The organism is Thiohalocapsa halophila (assembly GCF_016583825.1).
In the GTDB taxonomy this organism is placed as follows: Bacteria; Pseudomonadota; Gammaproteobacteria; order Chromatiales; family Chromatiaceae; genus Thiohalocapsa; species Thiohalocapsa halophila.
The window spans coordinates 95,854-111,859 of record NZ_NRRV01000008.1 but is presented as its reverse complement, the minus strand read 5'-3'; the positions used below and the strand labels follow the sequence as shown (position 1 = coordinate 111,859).

Genomic DNA, 16,006 nt, shown 5'->3' with positions numbered 1-16,006 from the left:
CGCTGTCCCCCGCGAGCCAGCGCCCCACCGCCAGCAGCGCGACGCCCGCCAGCGGCAGCGCCACCAGCACCAAGGCCTTGGTGCCCGGCTCCGCCAGCCGGTCGCCGGCGTCCGTCGGCTGGCGCTGCACGACGCGATTGACGGCGATGCTCAGTGGAAACAGCGGCAGACACAAGCCCGCCAGCAAGAAGAAAGGCAGCGCCAGCATCGACCCCAGGACCCCGCCCATGGCTCAGACCCAGCGCAGCCAGGCATTCAGCCGCCGGGAGGCCGCGAGCAATTGCTCGGCCAGGCGACTGTAGAAGTCCGCGACATAGAGCTCCCGCGACAGCAGCGCATAGAGGCGCAGATGCAGCTCCCGGAAGCGGCGGGTGAGCGGCTGCTGCGCCGCCTCCGAACGGAACACCACCAGCCAGCCGGCGGAGATCAGCACCATCAGCAGCACCAGCACCAGTGCGAAGGTCGTGGCATTGACCGAGGCCGCGCGGTACAGCGCCTCGCGGAAGGCGGGGTCCGGGAACAGCAGGGCATCGAAGGCATGGCCGACGACGACATAGGTGAGAATCACGGCGGTGAAGGACAGCGCCACATAGAGCAGTACCGTGAAGGGCCGCTCGCCGCCGATCTTGTAGACGAAGAACAGGGTCTGCGCGCCGGTGATCCAGCCGAACAGGAGCAGGATCAAGGCCCCCTGGTGGTGCAGAAAGCCCTCGTCCACCAGCTGGTGCGCCCCGAACACGATGATCAGCGGCACGGTGATGGTGATGGCCGCGAACACCACCCAGGACAGGGGCGGATGCGGCACCTTGCGCTCCACCATGAACTTGTAGATCTCGCCCTCGGGGATGTTCGGGTCCTTGCGGGCGTTGGCGATGATGGCGCCCGAGCCCAGGAACAGCGTCGCCTTGAACACACCGTGGGCGATGAGGTGGTAGATGGCGAGCGAGAAGGCCCCGAGCCCGCACTCCATGACCATGTAGCCCATCTGTCCCATGGTGGAGTAGCCGAGCGCCTTTTTGATGTCGCTTTGCATCAGCATCATCAGCGAGCCCATGATGGTCGTGATGAGACCCACCGCAAAGGCCAGCAGCAGCACCGACTGGGTCTCTACGAACAGCGGCGCGAAGCGGTTGATGAGAAACCCGCCCGCGTTGACGATACCCGCGTGCATCAGCGCCGACACCGGCGTCGGGCCGTCCATGGTGTAGGGCAGCCAGGTATGCAGCGGAAACTGGGCGGACTTCGCGAAGGCCGCCAGCAGCACCAGCAGCCCGAGCGTCTCCGCCAGGGGCAGCCCAAGCAGCGTCGTCTTGTCCGGCGCGGCGGCGACGGCCTCGAACACCGCCGGCAGGCTCAGCGTGCCATAGGCGTGGTAGATCAGCGCAATGGCGGCGAGCAGCGGCAGGTCCCCCACCCGGTGCGTGAACAGCGTCCAGAAGGCGTAACGGTTCGCCGCCGGGCGGCGCATGTCGTGGTTCAGCAGGAAATAGAGACACACGCCCAGCAGGTGCCAGCCGAGCAGCAGCGTCAGCAGGTCCCCGGCCAGCACCATCAGCAAAATCACGCCGATGATGGCGTCCAGCAGCACGAAGAAGCGGGTGTAGGCCGGGTCGTCCTGCATGTAGCGCACGCTGAACACGTGCACCACCAAGCCCACCGCGCTCACCAGCACGGCCATCAGGGTGCTGAGCGCATCCACGTAGAGCGTGAACAGCCCAAGGCCGATGCCGAACAGCTGGGCGTCCCCGGTGCCGAGCCGCCAGGCGAACAGCACCACGGCCAGGGCGAAGGTCACGGCGCTGGCGGCTACGCTGATGCGGGCGATGCCCTCACCGAGCCGCGGCGCGCTCAGCTGCACCGCCAGTGCGGAGCACAGCATCAGCAGCACGAGGACATAGGCGAGCAGGGCCATAGTGGGAAATCAGTCCTCGACGATGCTGCCTATCACGGGCCAAGCGGCGCGCAGGGCATTTTTCCCCAGCGCCAGGGAGGATATGGGAGCGCGGAGCAGTCTAGCAGGAAGCCTGCGGCGCTTGACGAGTAGGGCGCCGTCGAGGACTCGATCAAGATCTGGATGCCGGAGCGCTTGCCGGCATCGCCAGCACGGACGAGGGCTCAATCCCGGCCACGCTCCCGCCGCAATCGCGCGAGCGACTCTTCCGCGGCCCGCGCCCTTGCCTCGGCTGCGAGGCGTGCACGCTGCTCTTCGGCGGCCCGCTCTGCCTCCGCGGCAGCACGCTGTTCCGCGGCGCGCCAGCCGGGCAGCACGAAGTCGGCATAGACCGGGTCATCGCGCAGATCGCTCGGCGAGGGTTGGGTGAGCAAGTCTGCGATGCGGAAGCGAAAGCCCGGCAGCACGCGGGAGGCGATGACGTCGTCCACGGGCTCCATGGGCTGGTATAGGCCATCATCGCCGCGTGCGAAGAAGGCCATCCGCCCCCGCTCGCGATGCACAATGTAGTACTCGGGCACGCCGCCGGCGGCATACTCTTGCTTCTTGGTGACCGCGTCGCGCTCGATGCCCTTGCGCTCCAGGTCCGAGAGTGCCTCGATGCAGAGATCGAAGACGCCCGGATAAGTGTTGTCCCGCGGCTGCAACGGGCGTGCATTGTCGAGCCGCACTACGCCGAAGTCCGGCTTGCGGATCACGACCTTCTCCGGCAGCGCCAACCGAAAGCCCATCTCCAGCGCGATGGTGGCAGCAATGGGCTTGACCTCCAGGAAGTGCCCCAACAGCGCGATGAGCCACCGGTACACCAGGTAGGTCGCGTAGTCCGACACCGGCTTCTCCTCCAGGCGGCCGTTGTTCCATTCGTAATGGATGTCCGAGAGGTCGTAGTAGTCGCGCCAATAGACATCCTCCGACACCGGGCGGCCGTCCTCCGAGACCGGCTCCACCACCGGTGCATCGTGCGCCGACGAGTGCGAGTCGGCCGAGGGCCGGTGCTCCTCGGCGACGGCATCGCGAGACATGCTCATGATTCGCCTCGAAAGTCGCTGATCGACAACAGGTTAACCCACAAACGCCTCGGGTGTCGGGCTCAGGACGCCGACGTCGGACCAAAGATGGCGGCGTCTGGAGGGTGGGCTGCCGAAGCCACCGGAAACAGTGCTGCCTGTGGCAGACGCGCGTCAGCGAGCTGCGCTTCCTGGCGCCGCTGCCGCCGCCCCCGGTTGCAGGCCTGGAGACGTTCGGTATACCGTCACCATTGATTGCAGTTCAGTCGCGCATGCAGCGCCGCCGAGGTGCCGGCGGTGAGCGCCGGCGGCGCGCAGTCTTCCCCGGCGTCGGCAGCGCGGCCGGCGGCCGAGATGATCAGCAGCAGCGCGGCGGCCGCCAGTCGCGTCAGACCTTGGCTGGTTGTGCTTGGGTCAAGGGCAGCAGACAGGGGAGCAGGATGCGCGGTCGGCCACATGGGCTATTCTATATACTGTCACCGTATCTTTGTGCTGCGGGCGCTGACGGCTGTGCACTAGTTGCTCGGCACCGGCTCGGCCTTGCCGCCGAGGCGCTGGATCAGACCGTGCGCGCTCTCGTGCATGGACAACAGCGACGGGATGACCAGCAGCACCAGTACGGTCGCGAAGGCGAGGCCGAAGGCGATAGAGGTAGCCATCGGGATCAGGAACTGGGCCTGGTAGGACTGCTCGAAGAGCAATGGTGTCAGACCCGCGATGGTGGTGAGGGATGTCAGCAGCACGGCCCGCAGGCGTTGGCAGGCGGCCTCCACCAGGGCGTCCTTGGTGGACATGCCGGCGGCGCGCAGGTGCTTGTAGAAAGTCACCAGGATGATGCTGTCGTTCACGACGATGCCGGAGAGCCCGAACATGCCGAACAGCGACAGGATGGTGAGGTCGATGCCCATGGCCCAGTGGCCGATCAAGGCGCCGGTGAGCCCGAAGGGAATCACGGCCATCACCACCAGGGGCCAGCCGTAAGACGAAAACACCCAGGCCAGGATCAGATAAATCAGGATCAGGCCCAGCACCAGGCCCTTGCGCATGTCAGAGAGCGTGTCGCGCTGGTCTGCCGAGCGTCCCTCGAAGGAGTAATCAATGCCGTACTCGCGGGCCAGTGCCGGCAGGGGCCCCTCTTCCAGCGACTCGATAACGCGGTTGGCGTTATTGACCTCGGCATTGACGTCGGCCGTCACCTCGACGGCCAGCTGCCCGTCGGCGTGGCGCAGCACCTCGAAGCCGCGCCGCGAGCGCCATTCTGCCACGGCTGTCAGCGGCACCGACTCGCCGGCCGGGGTACGAATATTGACTCGGTAGAGGCTGGCCAGGCTCGCGCGCTCGGCATCCGGCAGGCGCACGCGGACCTCCACCTCGTCCGCCCCGTCCTGGAAGATCTGCACCAACTGGCCGTCGAAGGCGGTGCGCAGCTGCCGGCCGAGGTCGGCCACGGTGAGTCCGAGGGCTTCGCCGGCGGGCGTCAGCGAGTAGATGAGCTGCTCGCGGCCGTAGGCCATGTCGTCTTCCACCTCGCGCACCCCGTCGATGCCGGAGATAGTCTCCGCCAAGTCCACGGCGGCGGCCTTCAGCTGCTGTGCATCGCCGCCGCTCAGCCGAATGGTGAGGTCGCGCCCCGGGGGGCCGACACGGCGGGAGGCGATGTTCAGGTTCTCGAGCCCCGCCGGCAGCTCGATGCGCTCGCGCCAGGCGCGGATGAGCTCGGTGTTGCGCACATCGCGCAGGTCGCCGTCGATGAGCTCCACCGTCAGCCCGCCGAGCTGATCCGCGTTGCCGCCCCCACCCGTCTTGGTGCCTTGGTAGGCGACGACGGCGTTGATCAGCTCGCCGTCGGTTGGCCGATGATCCAGCGCCTCTTCGGTGGCATAGAGGGTGTCCTCCAGGTGTAGCAGGAAGCGGTCCACGATCGCCCTGGGCGTGCCGGCGACGAAGGTGACATTGGCGTTGATGATCTGCGACTCGGGGGTCGGGAAGAAGGTGAAGCCGATGCGCCCGCCCGCCATGAGACCCAGCGCGAACAGGAGCATGGCGACGGCGGCCGCCACGGTGGTGAAGCGGTTGACGATGGCGACACTGGCGAAAGGCCGGAACACGCGGTCGCGGAAGATCTCGAAGCCGCGGTCCAAGCGCGCACGGATGGAGCTCGGCTTGATCTTGTGCGTATGGACGAAGGCGTTACGCAGGTGCCCCGGCAGCACCAGAAAGCTCTCCACCAAGGAGGCCAGGATCACGCAAATGATCACCAGCGGAATGGCGCCCAGAATATTGCCGATGCGACCGCCGACGAGCATCAACGGCAGAAAAGCCGCGATGGTGGTGAGCGAGGAGGCGATGACCGGCGCCAGCATGCGTCTGGCACCGCCTTCGGCCGCCAATAGCGGGTCCTCGCCCATCTGGTAGTGGGCCATGGCGTCCTCGCCGACGACGATGGCGTCATCGACGATGATGCCGAGCGCCATGATCAACGCGAACAACGTGATCATGTTGATGCTGCCGCCGGTGAGATACAGGATGAACAGAGTCGCGGCGAAGGACACCGGGATGCCCCAGGCCACCCAGAAGGCCACCCGGCCGGTCAAGAACAGGTACAGGATCATCACCACCAGCACCAGGCCGCCCAGGCCGTTTCGCACCAGCAGCATAATGCGCTCGCGCACCAGCTCCCAGGAGGCATCGTACACGCTTATTTCGACACCCGGCGGCAAGGTCGGCCGAGTCTCGGCGAGCCAATCGGCCAGCGCGCGGGCGGCCTCCAGGGTGTCTCCGCTCTCCGCCCGCCGCACGATCATCTCCACCGCCGGCTCGCCGTCGACAGTGACCTCGACGGTGTTATCACTGGGGCCGCGGTCGATCTCGGCGACATCGCCCAGGTTGATCCGCAGTTGCTCTTCGGTCTTCACCGGCAGGTCGCGGAAGGCGAGCGGGTCGCGGCGCTTGTCCAGGCTGCGCAGCTCACGGGCCCCTTCGCCCCGGCCCACAGACCCCGCCGGCAGGTCGCGACTGAAGGCGCCGACGCGCTCGCCCAGGTCCTGCAAGCCGAGCTCCAGCTGCTGCAGGCGCTCAGTGGGCACCTGGATGGCGATTTCTTCCTCCGGCAGACCCTTGATGTCCACCTTGTCGAGGCCGCGGTCCAAGAGCTCGGACTCGAAGCGGCGCGCGAGCTTGCGCATCTCGTCGGGGTCGCCGAGGCCGGTGATCAACAACCGCGCCACCTGTTCGTAGCGGCTCAGCAGCGACACCTCCGGCTTTTCTGCATCCTGCGGTAGGTTGCGGAACTCGTCCACGAAGCGGCGCACCTGATCCAGCGCCAGCAGCGGGTCGGTGCCCTCATCGAGCTCCAGGGTGATCGCCGAGACACCTTGACTCGACGTGCTGGTCATCTTGTCCAGGTTGTCGACGGTGCGCAGCCGCTGCTCCAGGGGCTCGGTGATGCCGTCTTCGATATCCTCGGCACTGGCGCCGGTCCAGATCACCCGTACCTGGACGATGTCCAGCTCGAAGCTCGGAAAGAACTGCACATTGAGCCTGTCCAGCGCGAAGGCGCCCGCCAGGATCATGATGATCATCAGCAGATTGGCCGCCACCTTGTGGTGCGCAAAGAGGCCGATCAGGTCGCCCCGATGCTGCGTCTGCGGCTGCTGACGGTTGAAGGTCTTGGGCGCATCACCGCTGTGGTCCGCACCCCCCACCGACCCTGTCTCCGGCTCGCTCATTGCACCGCCTGCGTCTGTGCCGAGCCCTTCGCGCTCGCGGCGCCAGCTCCTTGCGCGCCGCCGCCGGGCGCCTTCGCCATCCGGCCCTCGTCCAAGGTCTCCACGCGCAGCCCGTCCATGGCATTGGGCATGTGGGTGGTGACGATGAGGTCCCCGGCTTTGATCTGCGGTGAGCGCACCAGCAAACGCTCCACCTCGTCCTTGCCGCCGCGGTGCTCGCCGAGGGTCTCCACATCGACGCCTACCATGCGCCCGTCTTCGAGCTTGTAAATACGCCCGCCGCCATAGACCGCGCGGAAGGGCACCGCGATCACGCCGTCGCGTGCCGGGCGCTCCAGGCGCACGGTCAACATCTGACCGAGGCGCAGGGCGGCGGGATCGCTCGCCACGTGGAACAGCCCGTCGACGCCGCTGGGGCCGGCCTCGCCGGCGATGCGATCGAGGGTTAGCGCCACCGCGGTATCGCCGATCTCGGCCGCGGCCGGCAGTGTGCCCGCCTGGCGCAGCGCCGTGAGCAGCTCGGCCTGATAGGGTGCCGGGATGCGTGCGCGAACCTGGAGACTGTCGAGCGCGAACATACGCGCAAGCACTTGGCCCTTGGCGACCTGATCACCTGGGGTCACCTCCACGCCGGTGACGATGCCGTCGTAGGGCGCGCGCAGCGTGGCCCGCTCGTACTCCAGCTGCAGCTCTTGCAGGCGCGCCTGGTTACTGGCGAGCCGGGCCTCCAGCGCGCGCACGCGGGTTGGATGGTCGGCCAGGCTCATTTCGCGGTTCGACACCGCCAGGGCCTGCTGCACGGCGGCCCGCTCGGCCTCGTCGAGGGCCTGCTCGGCGCCCACCTGCTGGGTCTTGAGCCGCTCCTGGCGGGCCACGGCGTCGCGGGCGAGGTCCAGCAAGCGCTTTTCTTTCTCCAGCGCAAGCTTGTCGGTCTCGTAGCGATTGCGCTCGCTCTCGATCTCTGCCTCCAGCTCCGCGATCTGCGCCTTGGCTTGCTCGATGCGTGGCAGGAAGTCCCGCTCATCCAGCCGCACCAGGACATCGCCTTCTGCCACCAGCTCGCCGTCACGCACGGCCACGTCGGTGACCCAGGCGCTCGCCGAGGCCGTAGCCCGCAGCAAGTCCGGGGTCTCCACCCGGCCGTACAGCGTCAGCTCCGGCGCCAAGCGTTGCGGGACGGCGCGCTCCACGTCGACGCGCCAGACGCGCTCTTGGACTTCCGGCGGCGTCTGCTCGGGCTTTGTGGACTTGAGCACCCGGAAGGCGCCGATGCCGATGGCGACCACCAGGATAGGGAGTAGGATTTTGAAGGCTGTACGCACGGACGGGTTCTGCTTCGTTTGCGGTCACTGCGGTTGCGGTCACTGCGGTTTCGATAACTGCGGCTGCGGTGACTGCGTTTGACGTGGCTTGACTTGGGGCGGGTCGCTGCTCGCGGTGCGCGATCAGGGTGGGCGAAGGACGGCCACCAGCGCCCGCCGCCGCCAGAGGGAGAAGGTCGGGGTGAGCGGCGCGAAGAACAACGCGCGCCGGCAACGAGGCAGCGGATAGCTAGTGAAAGGCGACTTATCAGCGGCACCAAACAACCGACATGACGTGTTCAAAAAGACTCAGCAATGTCACTGAGGCAGAGTACAATTCCCGGACCTGTGCAACGATGCGCCGAGACGTCTCTCGCGTGCCCCGGAGTGGCCGCGTGCGATGCGTCGCGGACTCGGCGACTCGTCCAACCCCTCAGGCAAGGTGAGCACGCATGTTCGGAAAGACCGGCTCCATCCTAGTATCCATCGGCAATTTGCCCCCGCAGGTATCCCGCAAGGACCTAAAATCACACGTTCGCTCCGTCATCGACGGCCTCGGCGACAGCAGTTTTCGGCTTTCGCCCGCCATCTGTAGCTGCAGTATCCTTCGTCTCACCAACACCAAGACGGGTGTGGTATTTCACCGAGGGCTCGTCTCCATCCAGCCCGCTCGGCTCGCCTTCCGGGTCATGGAGGCCCTCGAGCAAAAGCCGCTCAGGGGTCTGAACCTCCAGGTGAGCCGCTATCGCCACGGCAGCTTCCCGGTCAGCTCGTGTGGACCGGTCGTCTCCATGAGCGATCTCCTCGGCAACGCCGACCCTGCCGGAGAGGCGGATCACGCCGGCTATACGCTGGAGCTGGTCGCCGACACAGGCCTGCACAAGGGCGCCGCTCAGCACAAGGTCCAGGGGCAAACGGACGAGCTCTTCGCCCGCTCCATCGCTACCGCACAGCGCTAGCCGAAGCACAGCTCGGCAGGACGCACCGAAGCCTCAGTCGGCACCATCCGTCTGCGCTCCCGAGGCGGCCTCGGCCCGGGGCGGAGGCGGTGCCAGCGAGCCGACGCGCAGATGAAGCGCGGTCTTGGCCAGCAGATGGGCGCTCACGGGCGCGGTGATGAACAGGAACACCGTGACCAGCACCTCGTGCAGGCTCACGCCCTCACCCCGGGTGCTGAAGTGAATCACCGACGCGATCAGCAGCGCACCGACCCCCAAGGTGGTGGCCTTGGTGGGCCCGTGCAGTCGGGTGTAGAAATCCCCGAACCGGGCCAAGCCCAGGGAGCCGATGAAGGTGAAGGCGGCGCCGATGACGATCAGCACCGAGATAGCGATCTCCAGCATGCTCGCACCTATTCGATGATGTCGCCGCGCAGCAGATACTTGCACAGCGCGACGGTGCCCACGAAGCCCATCATGGCGATCAGCAGCGCCGCCTCGAAGTACAGTGCACTGCCGAGCAGGATGCCGAGCAGCACCAAGAGCGCAATGGTGTTCACGTAGAGCGTATCCAGCGCCAAGATCCGGTCCGGGTGGTCCGGGCCCGCCAGCAGCCGCCATAGGCTCATAGCCAGGGCCGCGCAGACGAGCGTGAAGGCGATGATCAGGGCGGTGCTCAACATAGTGGGCTCAGCGTAGTGGGGTCGGGGTCATGGCGCCAGGGGCCCGGACTCAGCCCGAACTCAGCAGGGCGGCTCGAAGATATAGATCAGGGGACGCTCGTAGCGCGTCTTGATCTCCTGCACCAGGGCCTCGGGGTCGCTCACCCGCAGGCCATGCACCATCAGGGTTTTGCGGTCCGGGCTCAGCCATGCCGAGACGGTGCCCGGTGTTAGCGAGATGGTATTGGCCAGGATGCTGATGGCCAGCTCGGTGCGCAGCTCCAGGGGCACGGGCACGAACGCCGGACGAGCAAAGCGCCGACCGCCCAGGATCAGCGCCGCCACGGCCACATTGGCGACGAGGATGTCCCACAACACCTTGATCAGGAAAAACACGAGCCACCAGGGCCGGGCAATGCGCACGCGGTCCGGCCAGAAGCGTCGCGTGAACACCGGAATGGCCCAGCCGAGCAGCAGACCCACCAACGCCTGCCCCGTGGTGACGCTGTTCACCAGCAACAGCCAAGTGAGCGCGAGCGCAACGGTGAGCAGCGGATGCGGCAGCAGTCGACGCAGCATGCTCAGCGTCCTCCAACCACGCCGCCGAGCACGGCCTCGATATAGCGCTCGGGCGCGAGCAGGGCATCCGCCGTGGCGGCGGTGAACGCCGTCACCGGCCCGGCGGCGGCCACCAATACCAGGCACAGACCCGTCAAGGCCAGCACGGGCGCAAGCCGCTTCCAATCCGGACCGGCGCGCATCGCCGGCGCGCCGATGTCGCAGCGCCAGCCGTCGCTGCGCTGGCTCGGATCATCCCGCCCGACGGCGGACGCGAGGCCCGAGACCAAGGCCAAAGCGCTGGCGTCCCCGCCGCCCGCCGCCGCCCGATAGAACAGCATGCTGCCCGTGCGTGCCAGTGCCACGATGGTGAGCAGGCCCGCAGTCAGCACCAGCGCGAATATCCAGGGCATCGCCGGGCGCTCCAGGGCCGCCTGCAGCAGCATCCACTTGCCGAGGAAGCCGGACAAGGGCGGCAGACCGGCGATCAGCACCGCCGCCAGGAAGAAGAGCCCGCCCACCAGCGGCGCCGCCGGCACCGCAGGACCGGGCTCCAGGCGATCGCCCATAGCGCCGCGCCCGCGGGCAATGACGTCAGCCAGTAAAAACAGCGCCGCGGCGGCGAAGGTGCTATGCGGCAGGTAGTAGAGTCCGGCGGCGATGCCGTCCCGGGTGCCGAGGGCGAAGGCGGTGAGCAGCGTGCCGACCGAGAGTACAACCAAATAGGCGGTCTGCCGGCGCAGGCCTTGGGCCGCCAGCACGCCCAGCACGGCGACCCCCAGGGTCGCCAGGGCCAACGGCAGCAGCACCGGCTCGATGAGATGGGCCAGGGGGCCGGCGGTATCGCCGAAAATCAAGGTCTCCACCCGCAGAATGGCGTAGGCGCCCACCTTGGTCATGATGGCGAAGAGCGCGGCCACCGGCGCCGAGGTCCCGGCATAGGCGGCCGGCAGCCATAGATACAGCGGGACCAGGGCCGCTTTCAGCGCGAACACGGTGAACAACAGCAGCCCGGCGGCGCGCACGATGCCGACATCCGCCGGCGCCGTATCCGCCACCCGGCTGGCGAGATCGGCCATGCTCAGCGTGCCCAGAACGCCATAGAGCGTTCCCACCGCAAACAGAAACAGCGTGGAGCCCGCCAGGTTCAGCACCACGAAATGCAAACCGGCGCGGACCCGTGCGCGGCCGCCGCCGTGCAGCAGCAGCCCATAGGACGCCAGCAGCAGCACCTCGAAGAACACGAACAGGTTGAACAGATCGCCGGTGAGAAAGGCCCCGTTCAGCCCGAAGAGCTGCAGCTGGAACAGCGGATGGAAGTGGCGGCTGCCGCGGTCGGTGCCCTGCACGGCGTAGTAGAGGGCACAACAGGCCAGCAAGGCGGTGATCAGCAGCATCCAGACGCTGAGCCGATCGGCCACCAAGGAGATGCCGTAGGGCGCCGGCCAGTCGCCCACCTGATAAACCAGGATGCCCTCGCCGCTGACCAGCACCAGCAGCCAGAGCACCGCGAGCAGCTCCAGCACGGAGACGCCCAGGTTGAGCCCTCGGCGCACCCGCAGCGAGATCCGCCGCCGGGTCAGCAGCAGCAGGATCGCCGCCGCCAGCGGCAGCAGCAGCGGCAAGATCACGGCTTGGCTCACGCCTCCTCCTTGCCGGCGTGGTCCCGGTGGGGCAGCGGGCGGTCTGCGCCGCCGTCGTCCGGGCGACCGTCCACATGATCGTTGCCCAGCGCCGCGCGCGCCTTCAGTGCGAGCATGATCACAAAGGCGGTCATGCCAAAAGCGATAACGATTGCGGTCAGCACCAATGCCTGCGGCAGCGGATCGGCATAGCCGGGGGCATCGGCGCTGATGACCGCCGGTTGGCCGACAGTGAGCCGGCCGGTAGCGAACAGAAAGAGATTCACGGCATAGGACAACAGCGTCAGCCCCAGTACCACCGGAAAGGTGTAGGCACGCAACAACAGGTACACACCACAACCGGTGAGACTAGCGATGATGCCGGCAAGAAGGGCTTCCACGGCGTTGCAGCTCCGTCAGTCGGCGGGCTCGAGCGTCGGCTCAGGCGCCGGTGCGCGCGCTGGATCACGAACTGTGGCCGCGTCTGCTCCCGAGTGCGAGCCGGGGCTCCCGGCGGGCCCGGACACCGCGCCGGCACCGGCGGCGGCCGGTGCGTGGCTCGCGCCGTGCAGTAGGCCCATGTGTACCAGGATCAGCAGCGTTGCCCCCACCACCACCAGGTACACCCCCAGGTCGAAGGCGATGGCCGACGCCAGCTCGAAGTCGGCGAAGGGCCAGTGCACATGGGTATACGCCGAGGTCAGGAAAGGATGGCCTAACAACATGCTGACGGCGCCCGTGGCCACGGCGATGAGCAGCCCGATGCCGATGACGGGGTGCAGATTCCGCGGCATGCGCTCGTGGGTCCAAACCACGCCGTTGGCGAGGTACTGCATGATCAAGGCCACCGCCGTCACCAGCCCGGCGATGAAGCCGCCGCCGGGGAGGTTGTGACCGCGCAGAAAAATGAACACGGCCACCAGCAAAGCCAGGGGCAGCAGCAGGCGCACCAGCGCCGCCATGATGGGCGGATGGATGTCCCAGTTCCAGAGCCGGCCCGCGATGTCATGGGTGGGCCCGTCCAAGCGCAGGTCCTTGAGCAGGGCATAGATGCCGAGCGCCGCGAGCGCCAGCACCGTGATCTCGCCCAGGGTGTCGAAGCCGCGAAAGTCCACCAGGATGACGTTCACCACATTGGTGCCGCCGCCGCCGGAGACGCTGTTGTCCAGAAAGTATCCGGAGATTGGATCGTGCGGGCGCGTCAGCATGGCCCAGGACAGGATGCCGGCGCCGCTGCCGGCCCCAAGCGCGATGAGAAAATGCCGCAGCCGCCGGCCGGTGTCGGTCTCCACCGGCGTGCGCCGCGGCAGAAAATACATGGCCAGCAGCAGCAGGACGATGGTCACGATCTCCACCGACAGCTGCGTCAGGGCCAGGTCCGGCGCCGAGAACTTCACGAAGATCAACGACACCAGAAGCCCCACCGCGCCGAGCACGATGAGCGCCGTGAGCCGGCGCTGGTGGATCAGCGCGGCCGCCAGCGCCACCGCCACCAGGGCCGCAGCCACCAGCACACTGGCGGCGTCCGGCATGCTGATGGGCACGGAGCCCGTAATGGGCACATGCGGCGGGATGATGCCCATGGCACCCGCCGCCAGCGCCGTAACGATGAGCACGGCGAGCAGGCGCTGCAGGGAGCCCACATCCAGCAGCCGGGTGACGGCGCGCGCCAGCGCCAGTATGCCCCGCAGCAGCCACTGGTAGAGCGCGGGCGCATCCAGCACACCATGCCAGCGCTGAGCGAGCTTGAACAACGGCCGCCGCCCGAGGTAGACCAGCACCCCCCCAACCAGGGCGACGATGCTCATGACCAGCGCGGCGTTCACGCCGTGCCAGATGGCCAGGCTGTAGTAAGGCGGCTCCGCCTGGAGCACACCGGCCACGGCAACCTTCAGCAAGGGCCCGACGGTGTAGGCCGGCAAGATGCCCACCAGCAGGCAGAGGGCCACCAGCACCTCCACCGGCACTTTCATCCAGCGCGGCGGCTCGTGCGGCTCGCGCGGCAGGTTCACCGGCTCGCCGTTGAAGAAGACGTCGTGGATGAAGCGCAGCGAATAGGCCACCGCGAACACGCCCGCCGCCACCGCGGCGACCGTGAGCGTCCAGTCCCAGGTGGTGTACTTGGCGAAGTTCACCGCTTCATGGAAGAACATCTCCTTGGACAGGAAACCGTTGAACAGCGGCACGCCCGCCATGGACGCCGCCGCGACCATGGCCAGCGTGGCGGTGTAGGGCATGTAGCGCCACAGGCCGTTGATGAGCCGCATATCGCGGGTGCCGCACTCATGGTCGATGATGCCCGCGGCCATGAACAGCGATGCCTTGAAGGTGGCATGGTTGATGATGTGAAACACGCCGGCCACCGCCGCCAGCGGCGTGCCGATGCCAAACAGCAGGGTGATCAGCCCGAGATGGCTGATGGTGGAGTAGGCCAGAAGGCCCTTCAGATCGTGCTTGAACAGCGCGAAGTAGGCACCGATCACCAGCGTGATCAAGCCCGCCCCCATCACCAGGACGGACCAGGCGTCGGTGCCCGAGAGCACCGGGAACAGCCGCGCCAGCAGGAAGACGCCTGCCTTCACCATGGTCGCCGAGTGCAGATAGGCCGACACCGGCGTCGGCGCCGCCATGGCCTGCGGCAGCCAGAAGTGGAACGGGAACTGGGCGGACTTGGTGAACACCCCGAGCAGGATCAGCACCAAGGTAGGCGTATAGAGCTGATGCGCGCGGATGGCATCGCCCTGGGTCAGGATGTCAGAGAGCGCGTAGCTGCCGGCCATGTGCCCCAGCAGCAGAAAGCCGCCCAGCATGGCGAGCCCGCCGAGTCCGGTGACGGCCAGCGCCATGCGGGCGCCGTTGCGCGCATCGCTGCGGTGCTGCCAATAGCTGATGAGCAGGAAGGACGACAGGCTGGTCATCTCCCAGAACATCAGCAGCAGCAGGATGTTCTCGGCCAGCACGATGCCGAGCATCGAGCCCATGAACAGCATCAGATAGGCGAAGAAGCGCCCGGTGCTGTCGGAGTCGCTCAGGTAGTACCTGGCGTAGAGGATCACCAGCAGGCCGATAACCAGAATCAGGATCGCGAACAGCATCGCGAAGCCGTCCAGCCGAAAGGCCAGACTCAGCCCCAGGGCGGGCAGCCAGGGGATGCTGGTCACCAGAGTCTCGCCGGCGAACACCGCCGGCATGGAGGGCACCACCACGGCGAGCGCCAGCGCGGTCAGCAAGCCCGCCGCCCAGGCGGCGTGATAGCGGCCGAAGTGGGCGGCCCAGGCGACCAAGGGCGCACCGAGCAGCGGAATCAGGACAGCGACGAGAAGATTCATGGGCAGGCAGGCTACTGCGAGCTGCGCAGTCTACCGCAAGCGAGGCTCGCTCGGCAGGGGCGTGTCCACGCTCATGTCCAGATCTGGTGCGGCGGGGCCGGCTTGGCTGGCGGGGGTCGTTGGCGCTGACCGGCTACCCGGCGTCGGCAGCATCCTGCCCGCTACACAGCAGATGCCTGAGCAATGCCGAGGTCGCGGCCCCGATGCCGGGCACCTGCGATCACAGCTCACGCAGGCTCCGCGATCGGCCGCCGCCCCCATATCCGAATGGGCAGCCCCTTCAAGAGATAGCGCAGCTCGATGAGCCGGCGCCGCAGACGATAGCGCCAGCGCGGATGCAGCCTGTTGTTGTGCCATTCCACCAGCAACCGCTCGACGCGCCGGCAGCTGTCGTGGCGGGCCAGCCTCTCCAGCACGTCGAACTCCGCACCCTCGATGTCCATTTTGACGGTCAGCCGATCCTCCGGCTGGGTGTTGCGCTCGATCCAGCCCGCGAAATCCACGGCCGGCACCATGGCCGAGCGTTCCCGCGAGAGGTTGCCGGTGCGCTTGTTCTCCAGCACGGAGGACTGCTCGTCGAGCTCGCCGAAGAAGAAGCGCAGCCGGGTGTTGCCGTCCCAAACGGCCGCGCGCCAGACCTCGACGGCGCCATCGAAGGCGTCCGGCTCGGCCACCGGCAGATCCGCGTTGGCCTCGAAGCAGACGATGCGCTCGAAGGGACCGAAGGCCCGCAGCAGCGCTGGCAGGCTGTCGCCGGTGTAGGCACCGCAATCGATGAGGACTCGCAAGGCAGCCTCCCGCGCGTGGGCACCGCCGCAGGCGCGCCGGCGCGCACGCAGCCACCCGATGGATATCGTTGACGTACACGATGGAATCATAGGAGCGCGACTGGTGTCTAGTGCAGCGTTGC

Annotated in this window: 14 protein-coding genes; 1 reads left to right on the top strand and 13 read right to left on the bottom strand. The window is 67.4% G+C overall.

Going from position 1 to position 16,006, the window contains the following annotated elements; all coding sequences use genetic code 11:
* The 6 genes from CKO31_RS05340 to CKO31_RS05315 all read right to left on the bottom strand — a co-directional run.
* On the bottom strand, positions 1-229 hold a 229-nt coding region (locus CKO31_RS05340), incomplete at its 3' end, for a hypothetical protein (protein WP_200234716.1).
* Between the two features lie 3 nt (positions 230-232).
* The gene (locus tag CKO31_RS05335; protein WP_200234714.1) at positions 233-1,912 is read right to left on the bottom strand and encodes an NADH-quinone oxidoreductase subunit 5 family protein; all 1,680 of its coding nucleotides are present in this window, start codon (positions 1,910-1,912) and stop codon (positions 233-235) included.
* 203 nt (positions 1,913-2,115) lie between these two features.
* The gene (locus CKO31_RS05330; RefSeq protein ID WP_242475161.1) at positions 2,116-2,979 is read right to left on the bottom strand and encodes a Uma2 family endonuclease; all 864 of its coding nucleotides are present in this window, start codon (positions 2,977-2,979) and stop codon (positions 2,116-2,118) included.
* Positions 2,980-3,203: 224 nt separating this feature from the next.
* A complete protein-coding gene (locus tag CKO31_RS05325; protein ID WP_200234712.1) occupies positions 3,204-3,416 on the bottom strand; it encodes a hypothetical protein in 213 nt (70 codons plus the stop codon).
* A gap of 57 nt (positions 3,417-3,473) precedes the next feature.
* Positions 3,474-6,686, bottom strand: coding sequence for an efflux RND transporter permease subunit (locus tag CKO31_RS05320; RefSeq protein ID WP_200234710.1), 3,213 nt, complete (start codon positions 6,684-6,686; stop codon positions 3,474-3,476).
* Positions 6,683-8,008, bottom strand: coding sequence for an efflux RND transporter periplasmic adaptor subunit (locus CKO31_RS05315; protein ID WP_200234708.1), 1,326 nt, complete (start codon positions 8,006-8,008; stop codon positions 6,683-6,685). The genes CKO31_RS05320 and CKO31_RS05315 overlap by 4 nt, the downstream gene beginning before the upstream one ends.
* A 431-nt stretch (positions 8,009-8,439) precedes the next feature.
* Here CKO31_RS05315 and CKO31_RS05310 point away from each other — a divergent pair, with 431 nt between their 5' ends.
* Positions 8,440-8,946: a hypothetical protein gene (locus CKO31_RS05310; protein WP_200234706.1), complete on the top strand. Its 507-nt coding sequence runs from the start codon at positions 8,440-8,442 to the stop codon at positions 8,944-8,946.
* A gap of 33 nt (positions 8,947-8,979) precedes the next feature.
* Here CKO31_RS05310 and CKO31_RS05305 read toward each other — a convergent pair whose 3' ends face one another.
* The 7 genes from CKO31_RS05305 to CKO31_RS05275 all read right to left on the bottom strand — a co-directional run bounded on the left by CKO31_RS05305 (position 8,980) and on the right by CKO31_RS05275 (position 15,884).
* Positions 8,980-9,330, bottom strand: a complete 351-nt coding sequence (locus CKO31_RS05305) for a Na+/H+ antiporter subunit G (RefSeq protein ID WP_200234704.1) — start codon at positions 9,328-9,330, stop codon at positions 8,980-8,982.
* A gap of 8 nt (positions 9,331-9,338) precedes the next feature.
* Positions 9,339-9,608, bottom strand: a complete 270-nt coding sequence (locus CKO31_RS05300; RefSeq protein WP_200234702.1) for a K+/H+ antiporter subunit F — start codon at positions 9,606-9,608, stop codon at positions 9,339-9,341.
* 60 nt (positions 9,609-9,668) lie between these two features.
* Positions 9,669-10,166 carry a Na+/H+ antiporter subunit E gene (locus CKO31_RS05295; RefSeq protein ID WP_200234700.1) on the bottom strand — a complete coding sequence of 166 codons (498 nt, stop codon included), beginning with the start codon at positions 10,164-10,166 and terminating at the stop codon, positions 9,669-9,671.
* A 2-nt stretch (positions 10,167-10,168) separates the two neighbouring features.
* The gene (locus tag CKO31_RS05290) at positions 10,169-11,788 is read right to left on the bottom strand and encodes a monovalent cation/H+ antiporter subunit D (RefSeq protein ID WP_200234698.1); all 1,620 of its coding nucleotides are present in this window, start codon (positions 11,786-11,788) and stop codon (positions 10,169-10,171) included.
* Positions 11,785-12,168, bottom strand: coding sequence for a Na+/H+ antiporter subunit C (locus tag CKO31_RS05285; RefSeq protein ID WP_200234696.1), 384 nt, complete (start codon positions 12,166-12,168; stop codon positions 11,785-11,787). Before CKO31_RS05285 ends, CKO31_RS05290 begins: the two co-directional genes overlap by 4 nt.
* Positions 12,169-12,183: 15 nt before the next feature.
* Entirely contained in the window at positions 12,184-15,096 is a 2,913-nt protein-coding gene (locus tag CKO31_RS05280; protein WP_200234694.1) for a monovalent cation/H+ antiporter subunit A, read from the bottom strand.
* Positions 15,097-15,323: 227 nt separating this feature from the next.
* Positions 15,324-15,884, bottom strand: a complete 561-nt coding sequence (locus CKO31_RS05275) for an FkbM family methyltransferase (protein ID WP_200234693.1) — start codon at positions 15,882-15,884, stop codon at positions 15,324-15,326.
* Between the last annotated feature and the right edge of the window lie 122 nt (positions 15,885-16,006).

Coding starts and splice junctions, on each gene's coding strand:
- CKO31_RS05335 (WP_200234714.1), bottom strand. CDS start 1,912: ATGGCCCTGCTCGCCTATGTCCTCGTGCTGCTGATGCTGTGCTCCGCA.
- CKO31_RS05330 (WP_242475161.1), bottom strand. CDS start 2,979: ATGAGCATGTCTCGCGATGCCGTCGCCGAGGAGCACCGGCCCTCGGCC.
- CKO31_RS05325 (WP_200234712.1), bottom strand. CDS start 3,416: ATGTGGCCGACCGCGCATCCTGCTCCCCTGTCTGCTGCCCTTGACCCA.
- CKO31_RS05320 (WP_200234710.1), bottom strand. CDS start 6,686: ATGAGCGAGCCGGAGACAGGGTCGGTGGGGGGTGCGGACCACAGCGGT.
- CKO31_RS05310 (WP_200234706.1), top strand. CDS start 8,440: ATGTTCGGAAAGACCGGCTCCATCCTAGTATCCATCGGCAATTTGCCC.
- CKO31_RS05305 (WP_200234704.1), bottom strand. CDS start 9,330: ATGCTGGAGATCGCTATCTCGGTGCTGATCGTCATCGGCGCCGCCTTC.
- CKO31_RS05300 (WP_200234702.1), bottom strand. CDS start 9,608: ATGTTGAGCACCGCCCTGATCATCGCCTTCACGCTCGTCTGCGCGGCC.
- CKO31_RS05295 (WP_200234700.1), bottom strand. CDS start 10,166: ATGCTGCGTCGACTGCTGCCGCATCCGCTGCTCACCGTTGCGCTCGCG.
- CKO31_RS05280 (WP_200234694.1), bottom strand. CDS start 15,096: ATGAATCTTCTCGTCGCTGTCCTGATTCCGCTGCTCGGTGCGCCCTTG.